Here is an 18,182-nt window from a genome sequence, read left to right as displayed (position 1 = left end):
AAAATTCAAACTATGCAGACATCACAATAAAGTGATTCTTTATATAAGAAAATTACCGCTTATGCTAATTAGGTTAAATTTTAATAAATTATTCATATTGTTACTTTTAGATAATAAAAATATATATTCTTTTTATTAATCCAAATGCATCATTTATATAAAAGGATTAATCATGATTGATTACATTAACCGCCCTATCGTAATCTGTGGTTCTGGAAATATGGGACGCAGAATGGCAGCATTACTTGCCACAAAAAAAAATTTAGTTCATCTTTACGATTCATCCCCTGAACAAACAAAACAATCTATCGAATATATTAATCAATATCTTCCTGAAGTTGTCAAAGAAACACCGAATGGTAAAGCTGGAACCGTCAAAGCATTTAATGATTTAAAAGCAGCTACCGAGAATGCTTGGTTAGTGATTGAAGCAATTCCAGAGATTTTTGATGCCAAAGTCGATCTTTTGGGTCAACTAGATCAAATGATTCCACCTGATGCTATTTTAGCGACGAACTCTTCTTCATTCCCTTCCAGTCAACTGATTGGCAAAGTAAAAAATACAAGCCGCGTTATCAATACACATTTTTATCGCCCTCCTGCAATCAAAGTGGTAGAGATCATGGGATGTGGGTATACTGATCCAAATCTTATTAATTTTATTATCAAAGTTTTTGAAGAACTGCACCTCAGCCCTTTCCATGTCAGAAAAGAAAGTGTTGGCTTCATTTTCAATCGTATTTGGGCTGCAATTAAAAGAGAATCTTTATATGTTGCTGCAGAAGGCGTTTCTACACCTGAAGAAATTGATAAAATCTTTTCTCAGATTGGGGATTTCCGCCATGGTGCTTTTCATTTAATGGACGAAGTCGGATTAGATGTTGTGTATGATATCGAAGAACATTATGCCACCGTCAGAAAAGATACTCCCAAAGAACCAAGAGAATATTTAAAAGAAAATTTTCTATCCAAAAACAAACTTGGCGTTAAAACAGGTCAAGGTTTTTACGATTACAAAGATACGAATATTAAATAAATACCTTTAAATAAGGAATTATAATCCATATGATTTAAATTTAAATTCATTTATTCGATTTTTTACTTAAGATTACTCTTATTTTTTTCCAGAAAACACTATAAAATGTAATTTAATTTTTATATTGTTTTCTAGGAATTATATTTTTCATGCCTTCGAATACAACGCTTCCATCATCAAAGAATGGTGCTTTATCTTTCCAAGGACTAATCTTGAAATTGCATGAATTTTGGGATTCAAAAGGATGTGCGATTTTACAACCTTATGATCTTGAAATTGGCGCGGGAACCTTATCCCCTCATACTACGTTGCGAGCTTTAGGAAATAAGCCGTGGAAGGCTGCTTATGTGCAACCTTGTCGCAGACCAACGGATGGGCGTTATGGAGAAAACCCAAACCGCTTGCAGCATTATTATCAATATCAAGTGTTATTAAAGCCCTCTCCTCAAGACAGTCAAGAGCTTCTCTTGGAAAGTTATAAAGCCATCGGTATTGATCCCAAAAAACATGATATTCGTTTTGTAGAAGATGATTGGGAAAATCCAACCATTGGTGCTTGGGGACTTGGTTGGGAAGTTTGGTGCGATGGTATGGAAGTCACTCAATTTACCTATTTCCAACAAGTAGGCGGTATTACAACTTCTGTTCCATCGACCGAATTAACCTACGGTTTAGAACGTTTGGCAATGTATATCCAAGGAATTGAAAATGTCTACGATCTCGCCTTTAACGATCATGGGCTGACTTATGGTGAGGTTTTCCTAAGAGCTGAACAAGATTATTCCCGTTTTAACTTTGAATGTGCCGACACAGAAATCCTCTTTAGCCATTTTAAAGATGCAGAAAAAGAATCTGAGGCACTAGCTAATCAAAAACTAGCACAACCTGCTTACGATTATTGTTTAAAAGCCAGTCATTTATTTAATTTATTAGATGCCCGTGGGGTCATTAGTGTCAATGAAAGAGCGTCTTATATTGGTCGTATCCGCAACCTTGCCAAGCATTGTTGTGAAACTTGGTTAGCGGAGGAGAAATAAGATGTCAGAACTTTTTATCGAGCTCTTTTCCGAAGAAATTCCTGCACGCATGCAACGACAAGCGACCGAGAATTTACAACGTCTGCTTTGTGATGCATTGGGTAATTTATCCCCAACAAATATCAAAACTTTCAGCACCCCTCGTCGGATTGCTATTCGTCTAGATATCCAAAATACCATTCCTGCTCAAGAAGTGCAAGAACGTGGGCCGCGAACGACTGCACCTGAAAAAGCACTGGAAGGATTTTTGCGTAAACATCAAGCCCAGCAATCTGATCTGATCGAAGAAAACGGCTTTTGGGTTTTGCAAAAGAAGATCGCGGAAGTTTCTGCAACTGATTTTATTGCACAAATTTTTCCTCAAATTCTGTGGAAGTTCCCTTGGCCAAAATCTCAACGTTGGGGCAATGGCAGCCAATTTACATGGGTAAGACCTTTACATTACATTACTTGCTTGCTTGATGGAAAAATCATTCCGTTAGACCTTGCCACTGCAAATGATGATGCACATAGATTGGTTTGTAATAATAAAAGCGAAGGTCATCGTTTCCTAGCACCACAAGCTTTTGAAATTCAAAATGCAGAGCAATGGGAAGAAACTCTACTCTCTCAATTCGTCATTGCTGATGTTGATAAACGTCGTGAAAAAATTCTCGATGAACTAACAGAATTAACCCAAAAAGCAAATCTGCAACTTGTTCCTGACGAAGGTTTATTAAATGAAGTAACAGGATTGGTTGAGTGGCCTGTGCCTTTATTGGGAAAAATTGATGAGATCTTCATGGATTTACCCCCTGAAGTCATGCAAGTTTCCATGCGAGTTAATCAACGTTATTTTGCGTTAAAAAATAAAGATGGCTCCCCTGCCAATGCGTTTGCATTTGTTGCAAACATTACGCCTGATGATGAAGGTAAACTAATCATCGCAGGAAATGAACGCGTATTACGCGCACGTTTTGCAGATGCGCGTTATTTCTGGGATCAAGATCGTAAAACATCTCTTGAACAACGAAATCAACAACTTCAAAATGTAATTTTCCATGCAAAACTTGGCAGCCAACACGAACGTATTCAACGCTTAGAGCGTTTAGCTGGCTATCTTGCACAACAATTAAAGCAAGATGAAAAACTCGCAAAACGTGCAGCCCTTCTTAGTAAAGCCGATTTAACCACAGGTATGGTTGGTGAGTTCCCAGAAGTCCAAGGCATTATGGGCGGGTATTACGCCAAGCATGACAAAGAGGCTGCTGAAGTAGCATTGGCTATTTCTGAGCATTATAAGCCTGCTGGTCCAAGTGATAGCGTCCCTACCGCACCTATTTCGATCATTGCGGCTCTATCGGATAAAATTGATCTTCTGACTGCTTTCTTTGCAATTGGTGAAAAACCGAGTGGTTCGGGCGATCCATATGCGCTTCGCCGTGCAGCTTTGGGAATTATTCGTATTATTCGTGAAAATCAGCTGCGTTTTAATATCAAATTACTCTTTGAATTCGCTATTACTGGTTTACCTCAAGCATTGCAAGCATCCAGTGATCTTAGCGCGTTAGTCGAATTCATTTATGAACGTCTTTATGTTCAATCACGCAGTGAAGGATCTCGGTATGATATTCTTTCTGCTGTTGCACCAACCAAGCAATTTACTGATCTTGTAGAGTTATTAAAGAAAGTCGAAGCAATTACATCTTTCCTTGAAACAACAGATGGTAAAGACCTACTTGCTGCAGTTAAACGTGCCAGCAATATTTTACGAATTGAAGATAAAAAGGATGGTCCTCATCAAGGGAAAGTCGATACAGCATTACTCGCTCAAGATGAAGAAAAAAAACTTTCCGCTACTTTGAGTAAAGCCATTGAGCAAATTAGCGTAGCCATTGAGCAAGAGCAATTTAGTGAAGCAATGAACAGCATTGCAACGTTAAAAAATTCTTTGGATCTATTCTTTGAAAATGTAACGATTAATGACGGAAACCCTGCTATCCGCAGCAATCGTTTGAAATTACTGTCTCAAATCGATCAGGCTGCTAGCCTGATCGCTGATTTTAATCAAATCGAAAAATAATTTATTATTTTTCTGTAGCCTCCGTTTTTTCTGGATTACTTAATTCATAAAAAAGCGGAGGTCTTACCACGAAATTAGGTGAGTATGCAGGGTCACAAGTATAAATAGCTTTCCGTCCCCAACTATTGTTCATGTATTCTTTTTCATAAGAAAAACGTTCTTCGTGTTCTGGGCAATCATCTGTTCCTCTGGACAAGCTTTCATGATGCACAGCCATGCAATCAGCACTAAAAACCACTTTATATCCAGCTTCTCTGGCACGTAGGCATAAGTCTACATCATTAAATGCAATTTTGAGATGGTTTTCATTAAAACCATTTAACTCTTCGAAAACACTTGCTTTGATAAGCATCATTGCTGCTGTGACTGCTGTTAGCTCTTGAGATAATATAGAACGACAAGCATACCCAAATTCTTCAGTTTCCAGACCCCTATTCATATGATCGCCAATGACTTCAGGTCCTACAACAACGCCACCATGTTGCACCCGACCATCAGGATACAATAATTTCGCACCAACAATCCCAACATCTTTAGACAATAAAGCCTCATTCACTAGAATATGAAGCCAATTAGGATCATTGACAAAAACATCATTATTTAAAAATAAATAAAAATCACTTTCAAATTGTTGTGTCGCAAGATTATTTAATCTGGAAAAATTAAATTCCTCATGAATCGGTAACACCTCAATATTGTCATACTGAGAATATTCCTCTAAAAATGCTAGGGTTTCTGCTTCACGTGAAGCATTATCAACCAATATAATCCGATAATTTTTATAGTTTGTATATTCTAATAATCGATCAACACATTCTTTTGTTGTCTTGACTTGATCTTTAAACGGAATAACAATCGTCACTAAATCAGACTGTGCTTTTTTCCATTCAATCTGATACGCTGTAAAATCTTTAATAGAAGATACGTTAGCAGATTTTTTAATCCGTTTCAGATGATCCTGAACACAAGCAACCCCAGCCCTGATCGCATATTCTTTATTATCCACCGTTTCCGCAGTAGAACCAGCTGTTTTACGCCAATGGTATAAAACTTCTGGCACATGATAGATCTGTTGATGAGGAATAACCTCCGTTAAACGTAACAAGAAATCATGGTCTTGTGCACCATCATATCGAGAGTGTAATTGCCCTGCTTTCTTTACTGCGTCGGCTTTCACCATTACAAAATGACAAATATAGTTTAATCCAAGTAGATAACGATAGTTAAAATCTGGTTTAAAGTGAGGTTCAACAAAAGCACCGTAATCATCCACTTTATCTTCATCAGAATACAGCATTTGCGCCTGATGTAACTGCGCAGAGCCAATCATCATTTCTAGAGCCTGAGGAACCAATACGTCATCGTGATCAAAAAAAGCTATCCACTCCCCAGTAGCTTTTTTAATCCCAGCATTTGTAGCTTCTGAAATGCCTTTATTCGTTTTTAAAATTACAGATTTAATCCGAGCATCTTGTTTAACCAGCTGTTTAATTTCTTTTTGAATATCAGAAGATTTGCCACCATCATCAACAAGTATTAATTCCCAGTTTTGATAGGTTTGTCCCAATACAGACCCTACAGCTTCTTTAAAAAACTTAATTGCAGGCTGATAAACAGGGCAAATAATAGAAATTAACGGTGTTTGATACTCAATATCATTAATTTCCAATTCTAAATGTAATTTTTCCAAGCGTTTTGGTAATAAAAAATAGTATTTCTTTGCCCAAGTGCCATATTCGTTAATTACATAATCAGAACCACTCACCAAACGTTTAAACTGAGTACGTAACGCAGTCATTTCTTTATAAAGAAAATCAATTTGATTATTTACAACCAAAAGCTGCTGCTCTAACAAATCATCAATTAACGTCGTTTCATAAGGACTGCCCAGCAACTCTATTTGCTCAGGCATGACATATACACGAAATACAGAGCGAGCTCTTTTACGTAATGCTCTGGGAACAACCACAGCGAAACCACAACGTGCGTCGGCATTAACTGCACTGGCGACGTCACCACGAAACTGATTTGCCTCAACTGTTTTTAAATGACGACCATCCATTGTCACCGTTACCTGACATTTACCAGAATATTTGCCAGTCGAGATATCTTGCCTTAATACCCAGCCATGAATGGCCCCATTTTTCCACCCATCCATACAAGATAGAACCTTGACTTGATCTGATTGTTTTTCTTCTAATTGAAAAGGATAAACAGAGATCCCTTCAGTAGAGTTATTTTTCGTTAAAATGGAAATAATATTATTATCTGGGAAACGAAAAGAAAGTCGATGAGATTTGCCATCTCTAAATTCATTTGGAATGATAAATTGAAAACCAATGTCATTGCGAAAAAAATTAATTTTTTTTTGAATATCTTCTCTATTTTGATCGCACTTAATTTCTGCGACTTGCTGATCATCAATAAAAGCTGACACAGTCACATGGTCTTGTGGAGAAGATGCGTTAATCGCCCACCCAAGGATAATATCTTTTCTGACTTCTTGGCAAAAACCTGTAAAACGAGATTGTATCGTCATCAAAAAATATCCTTTTTATTCATGAAGTATTATTAATTATCAATTGATAAAAGAAATTTAATTGATGGCTATCAGAAAAGCGAGTATTTTTATAGATATAAAAAAAAGGTATGTAATTAATTACATACCTTTCTTTATTTTAACGTGGGGCTAAAACCATAACCATCTGACGATTCTCAAGCTTTGGCAGCTGTTCTACTTTTGTATCAGCCTCTAAATCCAAGCGAAAACGTTCCAAGAGTTGCACACCCAACTCTTGGTGAGCCATTTCCCGGCCACGAAAACGAAGCGTTAATTTTACTTTATCACCACTACCAATAAAACGCTTTGCAGCATTTAGTTTAACTTGATAGTCGTTTTCATCGATATTAGGTCGAACTTTAAGTTCTTTAATTTCGATCACTTTTTGTTTTTTACGCGCTTCGTTTTTCTTTTTCTGTTGTTCGTATTTGAACTTACCATAATCAAGAATTTTAGCTACAGGAGGCTCGGCGTTAGGGCTAACTTCTAATAAATTTAACCCAACCGCATGAGCCATTTTCAAAGCTTCACGAGTGGCAACAATGCCTAACATTTCGCCTTCTGCACCAACGAGACGAACCTGAGGTGCACGAATCTCCTCATCAACAAGCGGACCTTCGCGGTTTGTTGTGGGAGGTGTCGTTGTCTTTACTACTATGGTTAGTTTTCCTTCTAATTGTTTACCTTAGAAAGACATAACCCTATTTGGCAATAAATGCACATTGATTTTGGATGATACGCTTTCTAAAGGTATAAAAATGATTTGCTAGTTATTATAATCTATTTTTGTCAAACGATCTAGCCTTCACATTCAAGTTTTAGCTTTTGTTTTACAATAGGAGCACGATTATAATCAGGAGGTGTTGCTTCTTTGCCTAAAAGTTCAATTGCCTCGTTTAAACCCAGGACTTCCTGTGCTGCGCCACCCAATCTACGAATAGCCACTTTACGTTCTTCGACCTCTTTGCGTCCAACAACCAAGATAACTGGCACGTGTTGCAAGCTATGTTCACGAATTTTTGCATTAATTTTTTCGTTCCGAGAATCAAGCTCTACATTCATTCCTTTTGATTGTAGTAACTCAACCACTTCTTGAGCATAATCTTCGGCATCATTGACGATCGTTGCAACAACCACTTGAACTGGTGCTAACCATAATGGGAAAGACCCTGCATATTGTTCAATCAAAATCCCCAAGAATCTTTCGAATGATCCAACAATCGCACGATGCAGCATAACAGGGCGATGTCTGGCACTATCTTCACCAATATAAGAAGCTTTCAAACGTTCAGGCAAAACATAGTCTACTTGCAACGTACCGCATTGCCAGTCACGACCAATCGCATCACGTAAAACAAATTCTAGTTTGGGACCATAAAATGCGCCCTCACCTTGGTTTAATTCAAATTCAACACCGACTTGTTTACACGCTTCTTTCAGACTATTTTCTGCCTTATCCCAAGTAGAATCATCTCCCGCACGTTTTTCTGGACGATCAGAAAATTTAACACGAAAACTTTCAAATCCGAGATCTTTATAAACTTCAGATAACATGCGAACAAACATCGCCGTTTCGGAGGTAATTTGATCTTCACTACAGAAAATATGCGCGTCATCTTGGACAAAAGAACGCACCCGCATAATCCCATGCAATGCACCAGAAGGTTCATAACGATGACAAGCACCAAATTCCGCCATACGCAAAGGTAGTTCACGATAAGAACGCAACGTATGGTTAAAAATCTGAATGTGACAAGGACAGTTCATCGGTTTCAGTGCATAAGTACGATCCTCATCCTCGACCGTTGCAATGAACATATTTTCTCTGAATTTTTCCCAGTGACCAGAGGCTTCCCACAAAGAACGATCTAACAGTTGAGGTGTACGAACTTCAACATATCCATAACGACGTTGGATTCTTTGGATGTAATTTTGTAAATTTGTATAAAGTTGCCATCCTTTTGGGTGCCAAAAAATAGAGCCAGCCGCATCTTCTTGTAAATGGAACAAATCCATTTCTTTACCAATACGACGATGATCGCGCTTAGCGGCTTCTTCAATTTGCGTTAAATAGGCATCTAACTCTTTTTTATCACGCCAAGCCGTCCCATAAATACGAGACAACATCGCATTTTTAGAATCTCCACGCCAATAAGCACCTGCAACTTTGGTTAATTTAAAAGCACCACCAACGTCAGCTGTTGTCCGCATATGTGGACCACGGCAGAGATCTAACCAAGGACCTTGTTGATAAACGGAAATCGTTTCTGTTTCAGGCAAATCACGAATCAGTTCAGCTTTATAATATTCACCAATTTTTTCAAAATACTGAATTGCTTCATCTCGTGGCATGACTTGACGAATAAAAGCCTCATTGCGCGTCACAATTTCATGCATACGACGCTCAATATTTTCTAAATCTTCTGGTTTAAAAGGCTCCTCACGGGCAAAATCATAGTAAAAACCATTCTCAATAGCTGGGCCAATTGTGACTTGTGTTCCAGGAAAAAGCTCTTGAACAGCCTGAGCCAAAATATGGGCAGCATCGTGACGAATTAATTCCAGAGCTGCTTCGTCTTTTCTGGTTACAAACTTGACCGATGAATCTTCTGTGATTTCCAAAGACAAATCAACCAGTTTACCATCAACTTCCATTGCCAAAGCTGCTTTTGCCAACCCTGCCCCAATCGATTGTGCAATCGTTAAGCCTGTTACCGTTCCCTCATATTGTCGAATGGAACCATCAGGCAAAGTAATAGAAAGCATAATCAAATCTCCAGAACAATTAAATCAAATTTTATCAAAATCACAAAAACTAATGAACCCACTTCAGTTCTTGTGCAACCCTTTTTACAGAAAGATCTTTTAAATTTTCCTGATATATTATTTTTACATCATTCCCACGAGGTGCCGTTAACAAAGGATCGCTACCTGATGAGAATAATACTACACTTGGACAGCCTACCATTGCCGCCAGATGCATCGGGCCCGTATCGTTTCCCAATGCAAATTCTGCATGCTTCATGATACCCCCTAATTGTAACAAACTTGTTTGTCCAATTAAACTAATTATTTGAGGACAATGCTCTTTCATAACAACAACCATATTTTCCTCTGATTGCCCACCAACAATCACAGGCTGTAATCCTTTATGCATACAATATTGTGCAATTTCTGCATAATATTCTACAGGCCACCGTTTTTCAGGGCGTTTTACAGAACAACCAATAACCATTACAATATAAGGTTTTTGAAGTTTCATAGTTTCGGAAACTAACCACGATAAATCAAGCTGAGGAAAAACTGAAATTCCTGCCTTTTCTAACTGGTCTTGTTGTCGATCAATCGTGTGCATTTGATTGCGATGAGGGTTATTATGAGGATGAGAAGCTCCATCAGCTATGCCAGACCATTGAGGCCTACCTGCCCATTTAAAATACCGACTTGAACGCCCAGAAGTTTGCAAATCATATACAAAATCATAACCCTGTAACTTTTGTTTTAACTTTAATCTTCCGACGAAATTAAACAAGTGAGGTTTATCATCCACGATAACACGATCAAACCAAGGACTATGCTGTGCCAATTCTACAAAGGGTGCTGTTGTCATTAAGGTAATATTATCTTGTGCATGATGTTGACGAATAGCAGCAAAAGGATAAAAACTCTGTATGAAATCCCCTAAAGCCCCCAACCGAATAACTAAAATTTTCAAGGGCTTAGTCATGATACTCTTAATTGTTTAGTTTGAGGCAAAACCTCATTATAGACGTTCAATGTCGCAGCTTGCATTTGTGTGAGGGCATAATGAGCTTGGGCATCCTCTCTGGCTAAACGACCCGTCCAATGTAAGTCTTCGTCAGAGGACTCGACTAGCTCTTTTAATAATTTAGTCAAAGCCTCTACGTTTCCAGGCTGAAACACATATCCTGTTTTTTTATCTATCACGGTTTCAGCCGCACCACCATGATTAGCAACAATAACTGGCTTTTCCATCGCTTGCGCTTCTATCACTACTCGACCAAAAGGCTCTGGTTTTAATGAAGGGACCACAACAATGTTCGCTAACATAAATGCTGCTGGCATATCCTGACAATTTCCTACGAAATATAATTGTTCACGAACCTGTAATTGGTCTGCTAGCAATAATAGTCGTTTTATAAATTGGTCGTTATGTTTTGATGGTCCGACAAAAACACAAATCCAATCTTCGTGATGTCGTTTTATCATTGCCATGGCACGCACAAGCAACTCTTGCCCTTTCCAGGCAGTTAAACGCCCAGGTAATAAAATAATTTTTTTCGTTGCAGGAATCTGCCATTTCTCAGCAAGATCTGTCACTCTATCACCAAAAGAAAGCTCTGGATCAAAAGTATTCAAGTCAACACCACGAGGAATGATCCTCAAAATTTGTTCTGATACCCCATAATGATTTTTCAATCGCTCTGCAATATAATGGCTAATCGCAATCACACGTTCGCCCTTTGTCATCACTTGATTGTACCAACGCTTACCACGCCAAGTTTCGCTGAAAACACCATGCCAAGTCGTTATGAAATGCACCTTTGTGTTTTTTACAGCCAGCCAAGCTGACCATGCAGGTGCTCGCGACCTGACATGAACGATGTCAACATTATATTTTTCGATAATTTGTTTTAGAGCGAATTGATTTTTCCAAATCACCAAAGGATTCTTGGAGTGTAAAGGCAATTGAATATGAATTGCCCCCATCCGTTCTAATAATTGTTTCCAAACTCCATCTGCACTTGCAACAAGTGCAACACCACCAGCATTTAAAATTGCTTGTGCCATTTCAACAGTGCCACGTTCGACCCCACCTGTGTTTAATGCAGGTAAAACTTGTAAAATAACAGGTTTATCAAACGTCATATTTTGATCCAAAACACTTAGAAATCTAAATCAGCATAATGTTTAGGAGGGACAACACCACTGACACGATCGTTTAATAATGCTCTGAAACTTGGGCGGGATTTAATCCGAGCATACCAATCTTTCACCGCAGGATTTTTTTCCCAATTCACATCACCAATATAATCTAGTGCCGATAAATGTGCCGCAGCAGCAAAATCAGCCATAGATAAATTACTACCCGCCAACCACACTCTATTTTCAGTCAGTAAAGCAATATAATTCAGATGGAATTTGATATTTTCATACCCTTCCCTCAATGCCTGAGCATTAGGATTATTATTTCCAAAAAAACGTTTAAATGTTTTTTCGTATAAGAGATTATGGGTCACCTCACGATTGAATTTACAATCAAACCAAGCCGTCAAACGACGAACTTCAACACGTTCGGCAAGCGTACGACCCATTAATGAAGTATCGGGATAGGCCTCTTCTAAATATTCACAAATCGCATAAGAATCAGGAATGGTCAGACCTGTTTCTTCAACCAGAACAGGCACCATGCCAGCTGGATTGATTGCAATGAATTCTGGTCTTCTTTTCCAAACCATCTCTGTCATGAGTTCAAAAGACAAGCGCTTTTCCGCCATAATCAGACGGATTTTACGACTAAAAGGGCAAAGAGGTAGATGATATAAGATACGCATATAACTTAGCCATTTTTCTAAAATATCATGAACATACAGAAATATAGAATTTTACTCTGAAATTTAATTCTTCTATCACCATTACTTCAAGTAATCCAATAAAATATTTCCAACATCTTGAAACTTATCCAATATCCTTGCCTTAAAAGCACTATTTCCTTGTGATTAACAAATTTATAGATAATTAAGTGACAAAAAAATATAAAATGAATATAAAGATTAATTTTAATTTTTATCTATTATAAAAATATTATAAGTTAATTTTATCTCTTTTTCTGCTTGTATAATAGGAATTATTATTCGTGCCAGACACTTCCCCATCTCTTCCTCAAATACGCATTAGAGGGCGATCCTTTTTATCTTTGGTTCTCTCACCAGAAGCGCCTTTACCAAGTTGGCTTGCCAGCCTGGATAAACAACTAGAACGCTCTTCGTTCTTTTTTTTGGGAAAGCCTGTAATTTTAAATCTTGAACTTCTCTCTGGACAAGAGGAAGGACTGGAAAATTTACATTTGGCTTTGTCACAAAGAAATATACAGATTATTAGTGTTGAGGGTGGTTCCTTAACATGGGAAAAGTTAAAAAACTGGCCAAAAACCTTTATTTTTGGCAATGGAAAAAATATCGATAATCTCGATATGCCAGCAAACCCACAGACAGCCAATGTAGCTCTTCCCTGTTTGATTATTGATGAACAAGTTCGCTCTGGACAAAGCGTTCTTTTCCCAGAAGGGGATGTTATCATCACCAACTCTGTCGCTTCTGGTACTGAAATCGTTGCAGGGGGATCCATTCATGTCTATGGCGCTTTGCGTGGTAGAGCCATAGCAGGCATCAGTGGGCAACCTAAGGCCAGAATTTTTGCTTATCAACTCGAAGCAGAACTGATGGCTATTGATGGATATTATATGACAGCAGAAGAAATTGACAATGATTTCAGTATGAAAGCTGCGCAAGTATATTTAGATAAGGATGTTATGACAGTCGCACCTTTATTGAAAATAAAGTAATTTTGAATTTTAGTCTCTAGCATAATTAATCAATATACAATAATAAATTTCTAAACCGTAAATAATAAGGGAGATGATATGGCAAAGGTAATTGTTGTTACCTCTGGAAAAGGTGGCGTTGGAAAAACAACATCTACTGCTGCAATAGGTGCAGCCTTGGCACAAACAGGACAAAATGTCGTTGTTATTGACTTTGATGTTGGGCTAAGAAATCTTGACCTTGTTATGGGCGCAGAACGTCGTGTTGTTTTTGATTTTGTTAATGTTATTCAAGGCGAAGCCGCATTATCACAGGCGCTTATTAAGGATAAACGTGTAGAAACACTTTATATTCTTGCCGCCTCACAAACACGGGATAAAGATGCCTTGACCGAAGAAGGTGTCGGAAAAGTTATCGCAGAACTAAGGGAAAAATTTGACTGGATTATCTGTGATAGCCCTGCTGGCATCGAAAAAGGTGCGAAAATGGCCATGCATTTTGCTGATGAAGCGATTATTATTACGAATCCAGAAGTATCATCAGTACGCGACAGCGATCGTATTATCGGGATATTGGACAGTACTACCGACAAAGCACAAAAAGGTGAAAAAATCCCAAAACATCTTTTGATTACGCGTTATGCTGCTAGCCGCGCCAGCCGTGGTGACATGCTGAATACAGATGATATTCTAGAGATCCTTTCTATCCCTTTAATCGGCATTGTTCCAGAAAGCGAAGATGTTTTAAAGGCTTCTAATCTAGGATCACCAATCACATTATCTGCGCCGAACTCTCCTGCGGCGCGTGCATATTCAGAAGCTGTGAAACGCCTACAAGGTGAAAAAATTGAAGTTACTGTTCCTACTGATAAGAAAGGATTCTTTGACTGGCTAATTGGAAGGAATAAATAATGAGTTTTTTTTCAAATTTCTTCAATAAAAAAAATACAGCCCCAGTTGCCAAAGATCGTTTACAAATACTACTGGCTCATGAGCGTTCTTCTCAAACAAGCAATTCCGATCTGTTACAAAAACTTCAAAAAGAAATTATGGAAGTGATACAGAAACATATTGCTATCGATCAAGAGAAAATTCATGTCAAAGTAGACAGAGGAAATGATTTTTCAACTTTGGAAATCGATATTGAAGTGCCTCAACAAAATAAAACCAATAATTAGCTCTTTAATTATTGTGCTGTCTGGCAACAAAAAAACCAGATAAAATATTTATCTGGTTTTTAACTACATTATATAGAATTCAACTTAATCATCTATATTTTTATCAAGCTCTTTTAAGCCTCTTGGTCCATAGTTAAATGCTGCAACCATGTTTGCAGAAGATTGCACTGCTTTTGGAATATCCAACGGGTCAAACATAACTTCAATCAAGCATAATTGCTTGTCAGCAACTTTATCAGCGTCATTTAATGCATTTTCGAATTCTTCTTCAGTATTGACTTGACGAGAGAAAAATTCTTTCCCATCACTAAAGGCATCAAACAACTGACGATAATTCCAATTAGGAATATCATTATATTTCGAATGAAAGCCCATAATTGCTCGTTCGATCGTATAACCTCTATTATTAATTAAGAATATGATAGGTTTTAGATCATGTTCAAAAAAAGAAGAAACCTCTTGTGCTGTTAATTGGAATGATCCATCACCGATAAAGATTACTTGACGACGATTTGGCTTTGCCATCAAAGAACCAAACAATGCTGGCAACGAATATCCAATCGATAACCATAAAGGTTGACTGATAATCGTAATACCAGAGGGCATGTCCAAAATCTTCACACCACGCATGGAAGTACCAGCTTCTGTAACAACCACGTCATGTGGTTTAATGAAACTTTCGACACGTTGCCAGAAACGATTTTGGATTAACTTTTCACCAGTGACTGGTTTCCAAGCATCCTTCACTTTTGGAGGGTTTGATTGCCAATTTTTGTATTTTTTAGGAGGCGTGATTTTGGATAAACGTTCTAATAATTCAATCGCTGAAACGCCCTCATACACTTCATGACCAATAATCGTTCTAAATGGACGGATATTGATCATATTTTCTGGAACATGTTGAGTAAAATAGCTTGAATTACTATCGGTAAATTTAACATTTAACCCAAATAAACAATCTGATTGTTCAATAGCAGCCTTAACCTTGTCTGAAGAAGAGCGTCCACTATATCCGCCAATCCATTGCGGATGATCCCCATCCAACACACATTGTGCAGCAGATAAAGTTGCAAAAGGAATCTGAAGATTTTCAATCATGGATTGACTTAAATCACGTAATCCAAAGCGATCCAACGCCATCCCTAATAAAGCAGAAGGGTTTTCCGCCTTAGCCAATTTTTCTTCAATAGATTCAACAACAGCATTTAGTTGTTGCAAATCACTGGTTTGCTGGCGCAGAGATAATTTTTCGTTATAAACGTCAATTTCAAAAAAAGTAATATCAGATGGTATTTGCAGATAAACTGGACGTTTCTTACGAACACAGGCACGTAAAACACGATCAATTTCCTCAACAGCATTTTGAGGAGTAATTCTTGCCTGAGCCACAGTAAAAGGCCGATAACAACTCATTATATCCTCAAAATTCCCCTCTGCAGTAGTATGATGCAAGGAACGGCGACGATACATACTATTTAAAGGAGGTGCACCTGTAATACAAACAATTGGAACATACTCTGCATATGCACCAGCAATGCCATTAATCGCGCTGAGATCACCAACCCCATATGTTGTAAGCAAAGCTGAGATACCATTCAACCTGGCATAACCATCTGCGGCATAAGCACCATTTAGCTCATTACGCGTGCCAACGAATTTGATATCGTTTCTTCTTTCTGTTTGAATTAAAAATTGAAGATTATAATCTCCAGGAACACCAAGGATATCTTTGATACCAATTTGGGATAATCTATCAAGTAAGAAATCCCCTATAGTCCTTTTCATGTATGCCTCTCTAATATATTCTTTTTAATAAAAGAAGATGTTTATTTTGTATTTATTTTTACTCTAGTCCAAAAGTAAAAGAAAATCACAATTCCGCGCTTATGCAAATCGGACTCGTTCATTAACTTATTTACAAATATTGGAAACTACAAATAACGCTGTGTGATTGTTTGGATTGCTTTTACCATTGACGCAACACCATTACTGCGATTGGCAGACAAGGCACCTGCCAATCCCAAATCAGTAATAAAAATAGGGTCAATTTGAGATATTTCTACGGCATCACGCCCTGAGTAAATGCGTAATAATAATGCTATTAATCCTTTGACGATCACCGCATCTGAACTGCCCGCGAAAAACAATTTCCCTTCTTGTTCACGGAAATTGAGCCAAACTTGACTTTGACAACCGACCACGCGAAATTGATCATTTTGCCATTCTGAAGGAAAATCAGGTAGCTTTTCGCCTAAATCAATCAAATACCGATAGCGTTGCATCCAATCATCAAACAACTCTAATTCTTCACGAATTGCCTCAATCGCCTCGGCAGCACTTTCTTCTTCTGGAACAATAAAAGGATCAGACATTCTATAAATCTCGCATGGTCAGTCAGTTAGAAAAAAAATTAGAGGATAAAGCGACTTAGATCACTTTTATTGGCCAATGAACCGACACGTTCTTGAACATCTTGACGTGTAATTTCAATGGTCTCCCCTGCCTTATCAGAAGCTGAGAAAGACACTTCTTCTAACAACCTTTCCATCACTGTTGCCAAACGACGAGCGCCAATATTTTCAACCCGTTCATTAATATCTGTGGCCAGTTCTGCAATGGCATCAATGGCATCTTCGGTAAAGTGTAACTTGACACCTTCCGTTTCCATCAACGCGATATATTGCTTTAACAAAGAATGTTCTGGCTCTGTTAAAATACGGCGCATATCTTCACAAGTCAGCGGTGATAATTCTACACGAATAGGCAAACGCCCTTGTAATTCTGGCAATAAATCTGACGGCTTGGCTAAATGGAAAGCACCAGACGCAATAAATAAAATATGATCTGTTTTTACCAACCCATATTTTGTAGAAACCGTAGTCCCCTCGATCAAAGGCAGTAAATCACGCTGTACCCCTTCACGAGACACATCTGCGCCACCACGTCCACCACTGCCTTCATAAGAACGCGCACAGACTTTATCGATTTCATCCAAGAAAACAATACCATGATTCTGCGTGCGATTAATCGCTTCTTGAACCAATGCATCATTATCAAGCATTTTATCAGATTCTTCTTTAATCAATGCTTCGCGGGCTTTGGCAACGGTCAGACGACGTGTTTTCTCGGATTTGCTCATTAACCCTTTCATCATATCAGTAAAGTTAATGACTTGAGCAGACGGCATGCCAGGAATATCAAATTGATTGACAGGTGAAGACGCATCGGCAAGGCTAATCTCGATTTCCTTGTCTTCTAACTCACCATTAAGCAACATTTGTAAAAATTTGTTTTTTGTTTCCGCAGAAGCACTTTCGCCCACTAATGCCACTACCAAACGTTGATTAGCTTCGTCTTTCGCTTTTTCTTTGACATCACGGCGTTTAATATCACGTAACATCACCAAAGAGGCTTCGACTAGATCTCTGATGATGCTTTCAACATCACGACCCACATATCCAACTTCGGTGAATTTGGTTGCTTCAATTTTTAAAAATGGAGCCTGTGATAAACGTGCTAAGCGTCTTGCAATTTCTGTTTTACCACAACCCGTTGGGCCAATCATAAGGATATTTTTAGGAACAACCTCTTCACGAATACCATCTGCTAATTTTGCACGTCTCCAACGATTACGCAAGGCAATGGAAACAGCACGTTTTGCATCATTTTGACCAACAATAAAGCGGTCTAACTCTGCCACGATTTCTTTTGGAGAATAGGTTGGAATATTATTACTCATCATTA

General features: G+C 38.1%; 15 protein-coding genes. 6 read left to right on the top strand and 9 right to left on the bottom strand.

What is annotated here, in order from left to right; genetic code table 11:
- The first annotated feature begins 172 nt into the window (after positions 1–172).
- The 3 genes from PQG52_RS01455 (at position 173) to glyS (ending at position 4,135) form a co-directional block, all read left to right on the top strand.
- Positions 173–1,036 (top strand): 3-hydroxyacyl-CoA dehydrogenase family protein, encoded by an 864-nt coding sequence (locus tag PQG52_RS01455; protein WP_271789241.1) that lies wholly within the window; start codon positions 173–175, stop codon positions 1,034–1,036.
- A 149-nt stretch (positions 1,037–1,185) separates the two neighbouring features.
- The gene (locus PQG52_RS01450; RefSeq protein WP_271789242.1) at positions 1,186–2,073 is read left to right on the top strand and encodes a glycine--tRNA ligase subunit alpha; all 888 of its coding nucleotides are present in this window, start codon (positions 1,186–1,188) and stop codon (positions 2,071–2,073) included.
- A 1-nt stretch (position 2,074) separates the two neighbouring features.
- The gene (gene glyS / locus PQG52_RS01445) at positions 2,075–4,135 is read left to right on the top strand and encodes a glycine--tRNA ligase subunit beta (RefSeq protein WP_271827569.1); all 2,061 of its coding nucleotides are present in this window, start codon (positions 2,075–2,077) and stop codon (positions 4,133–4,135) included.
- 4 nt (positions 4,136–4,139) lie between these two features.
- Here the strand turns inward: glyS and PQG52_RS01440 are convergent, their stop codons facing one another.
- From PQG52_RS01440 to fzlA, 6 genes are all read right to left on the bottom strand, one after another.
- Entirely contained in the window at positions 4,140–6,674 is a 2,535-nt protein-coding gene (locus PQG52_RS01440) for a glycosyltransferase family 2 protein (protein WP_271827568.1), read from the bottom strand.
- Between the two features lie 139 nt (positions 6,675–6,813).
- Positions 6,814–7,353 (bottom strand): translation initiation factor IF-3, encoded by a 540-nt coding sequence (gene infC / locus PQG52_RS01435; RefSeq protein ID WP_271789532.1) that lies wholly within the window; start codon positions 7,351–7,353, stop codon positions 6,814–6,816.
- A gap of 140 nt (positions 7,354–7,493) precedes the next feature.
- Positions 7,494–9,461 carry a threonine--tRNA ligase gene (gene thrS / locus PQG52_RS01430; RefSeq protein ID WP_271827567.1) on the bottom strand — a complete coding sequence of 656 codons (1,968 nt, stop codon included), beginning with the start codon at positions 9,459–9,461 and terminating at the stop codon, positions 7,494–7,496.
- A gap of 49 nt (positions 9,462–9,510) precedes the next feature.
- On the bottom strand, positions 9,511–10,422 hold the full coding sequence (locus PQG52_RS01425; RefSeq protein ID WP_271827565.1) for a glycosyltransferase family 9 protein: 912 nt from the start codon (positions 10,420–10,422) through the stop codon (positions 9,511–9,513).
- The gene (locus tag PQG52_RS01420; protein WP_271827564.1) at positions 10,419–11,585 is read right to left on the bottom strand and encodes a glycosyltransferase family 4 protein; all 1,167 of its coding nucleotides are present in this window, start codon (positions 11,583–11,585) and stop codon (positions 10,419–10,421) included. The genes PQG52_RS01425 and PQG52_RS01420 overlap by 4 nt, the downstream gene beginning before the upstream one ends.
- A 17-nt stretch (positions 11,586–11,602) precedes the next feature.
- The gene (fzlA, locus tag PQG52_RS01415) at positions 11,603–12,271 is read right to left on the bottom strand and encodes an FtsZ-binding protein FzlA (RefSeq protein ID WP_271789248.1); all 669 of its coding nucleotides are present in this window, start codon (positions 12,269–12,271) and stop codon (positions 11,603–11,605) included.
- 302 nt (positions 12,272–12,573) lie between these two features.
- On the opposite strand from fzlA, the gene minC reads away from it, so the two are divergent.
- From minC to minE, 3 genes are all read left to right on the top strand, one after another.
- Positions 12,574–13,281 (top strand): septum site-determining protein MinC, encoded by a 708-nt coding sequence (gene minC, locus PQG52_RS01410; RefSeq protein WP_271789249.1) that lies wholly within the window; start codon positions 12,574–12,576, stop codon positions 13,279–13,281.
- 78 nt (positions 13,282–13,359) lie between these two features.
- A complete protein-coding gene (gene minD / locus PQG52_RS01405; protein WP_271789250.1) occupies positions 13,360–14,172 on the top strand; it encodes a septum site-determining protein MinD in 813 nt (270 codons plus the stop codon).
- Positions 14,172–14,438, top strand: a complete 267-nt coding sequence (minE, locus tag PQG52_RS01400; protein ID WP_271789251.1) for a cell division topological specificity factor MinE — start codon at positions 14,172–14,174, stop codon at positions 14,436–14,438. Before minD ends, minE begins: the two co-directional genes overlap by 1 nt.
- Positions 14,439–14,522: 84 nt before the next feature.
- Here the strand turns inward: minE and PQG52_RS01395 are convergent, their stop codons facing one another.
- The 3 genes from PQG52_RS01395 to hslU all read right to left on the bottom strand — a co-directional run bounded on the left by PQG52_RS01395 (position 14,523) and on the right by hslU (position 18,177).
- Complete coding sequence (locus PQG52_RS01395) at positions 14,523–16,223, bottom strand: alpha-keto acid decarboxylase family protein (RefSeq protein ID WP_271800976.1); 1,701 nt, start codon at positions 16,221–16,223, stop codon at positions 14,523–14,525.
- Positions 16,224–16,369: 146 nt separating this feature from the next.
- Positions 16,370–16,810 (bottom strand): SufE family protein, encoded by a 441-nt coding sequence (locus PQG52_RS01390; RefSeq protein ID WP_271800977.1) that lies wholly within the window; start codon positions 16,808–16,810, stop codon positions 16,370–16,372.
- A 38-nt stretch (positions 16,811–16,848) separates the two neighbouring features.
- A complete protein-coding gene (gene hslU / locus PQG52_RS01385; protein WP_408869495.1) occupies positions 16,849–18,177 on the bottom strand; it encodes an ATP-dependent protease ATPase subunit HslU in 1,329 nt (442 codons plus the stop codon).
- Between the last annotated feature and the right edge of the window lie 5 nt (positions 18,178–18,182).

The organism is Commensalibacter communis (assembly GCF_947179105.1).
Taxonomy (GTDB): Bacteria; Pseudomonadota; Alphaproteobacteria; order Acetobacterales; family Acetobacteraceae; genus Commensalibacter; species Commensalibacter communis.
This window is presented reverse-complemented; position numbering and strand designations above follow the sequence as displayed.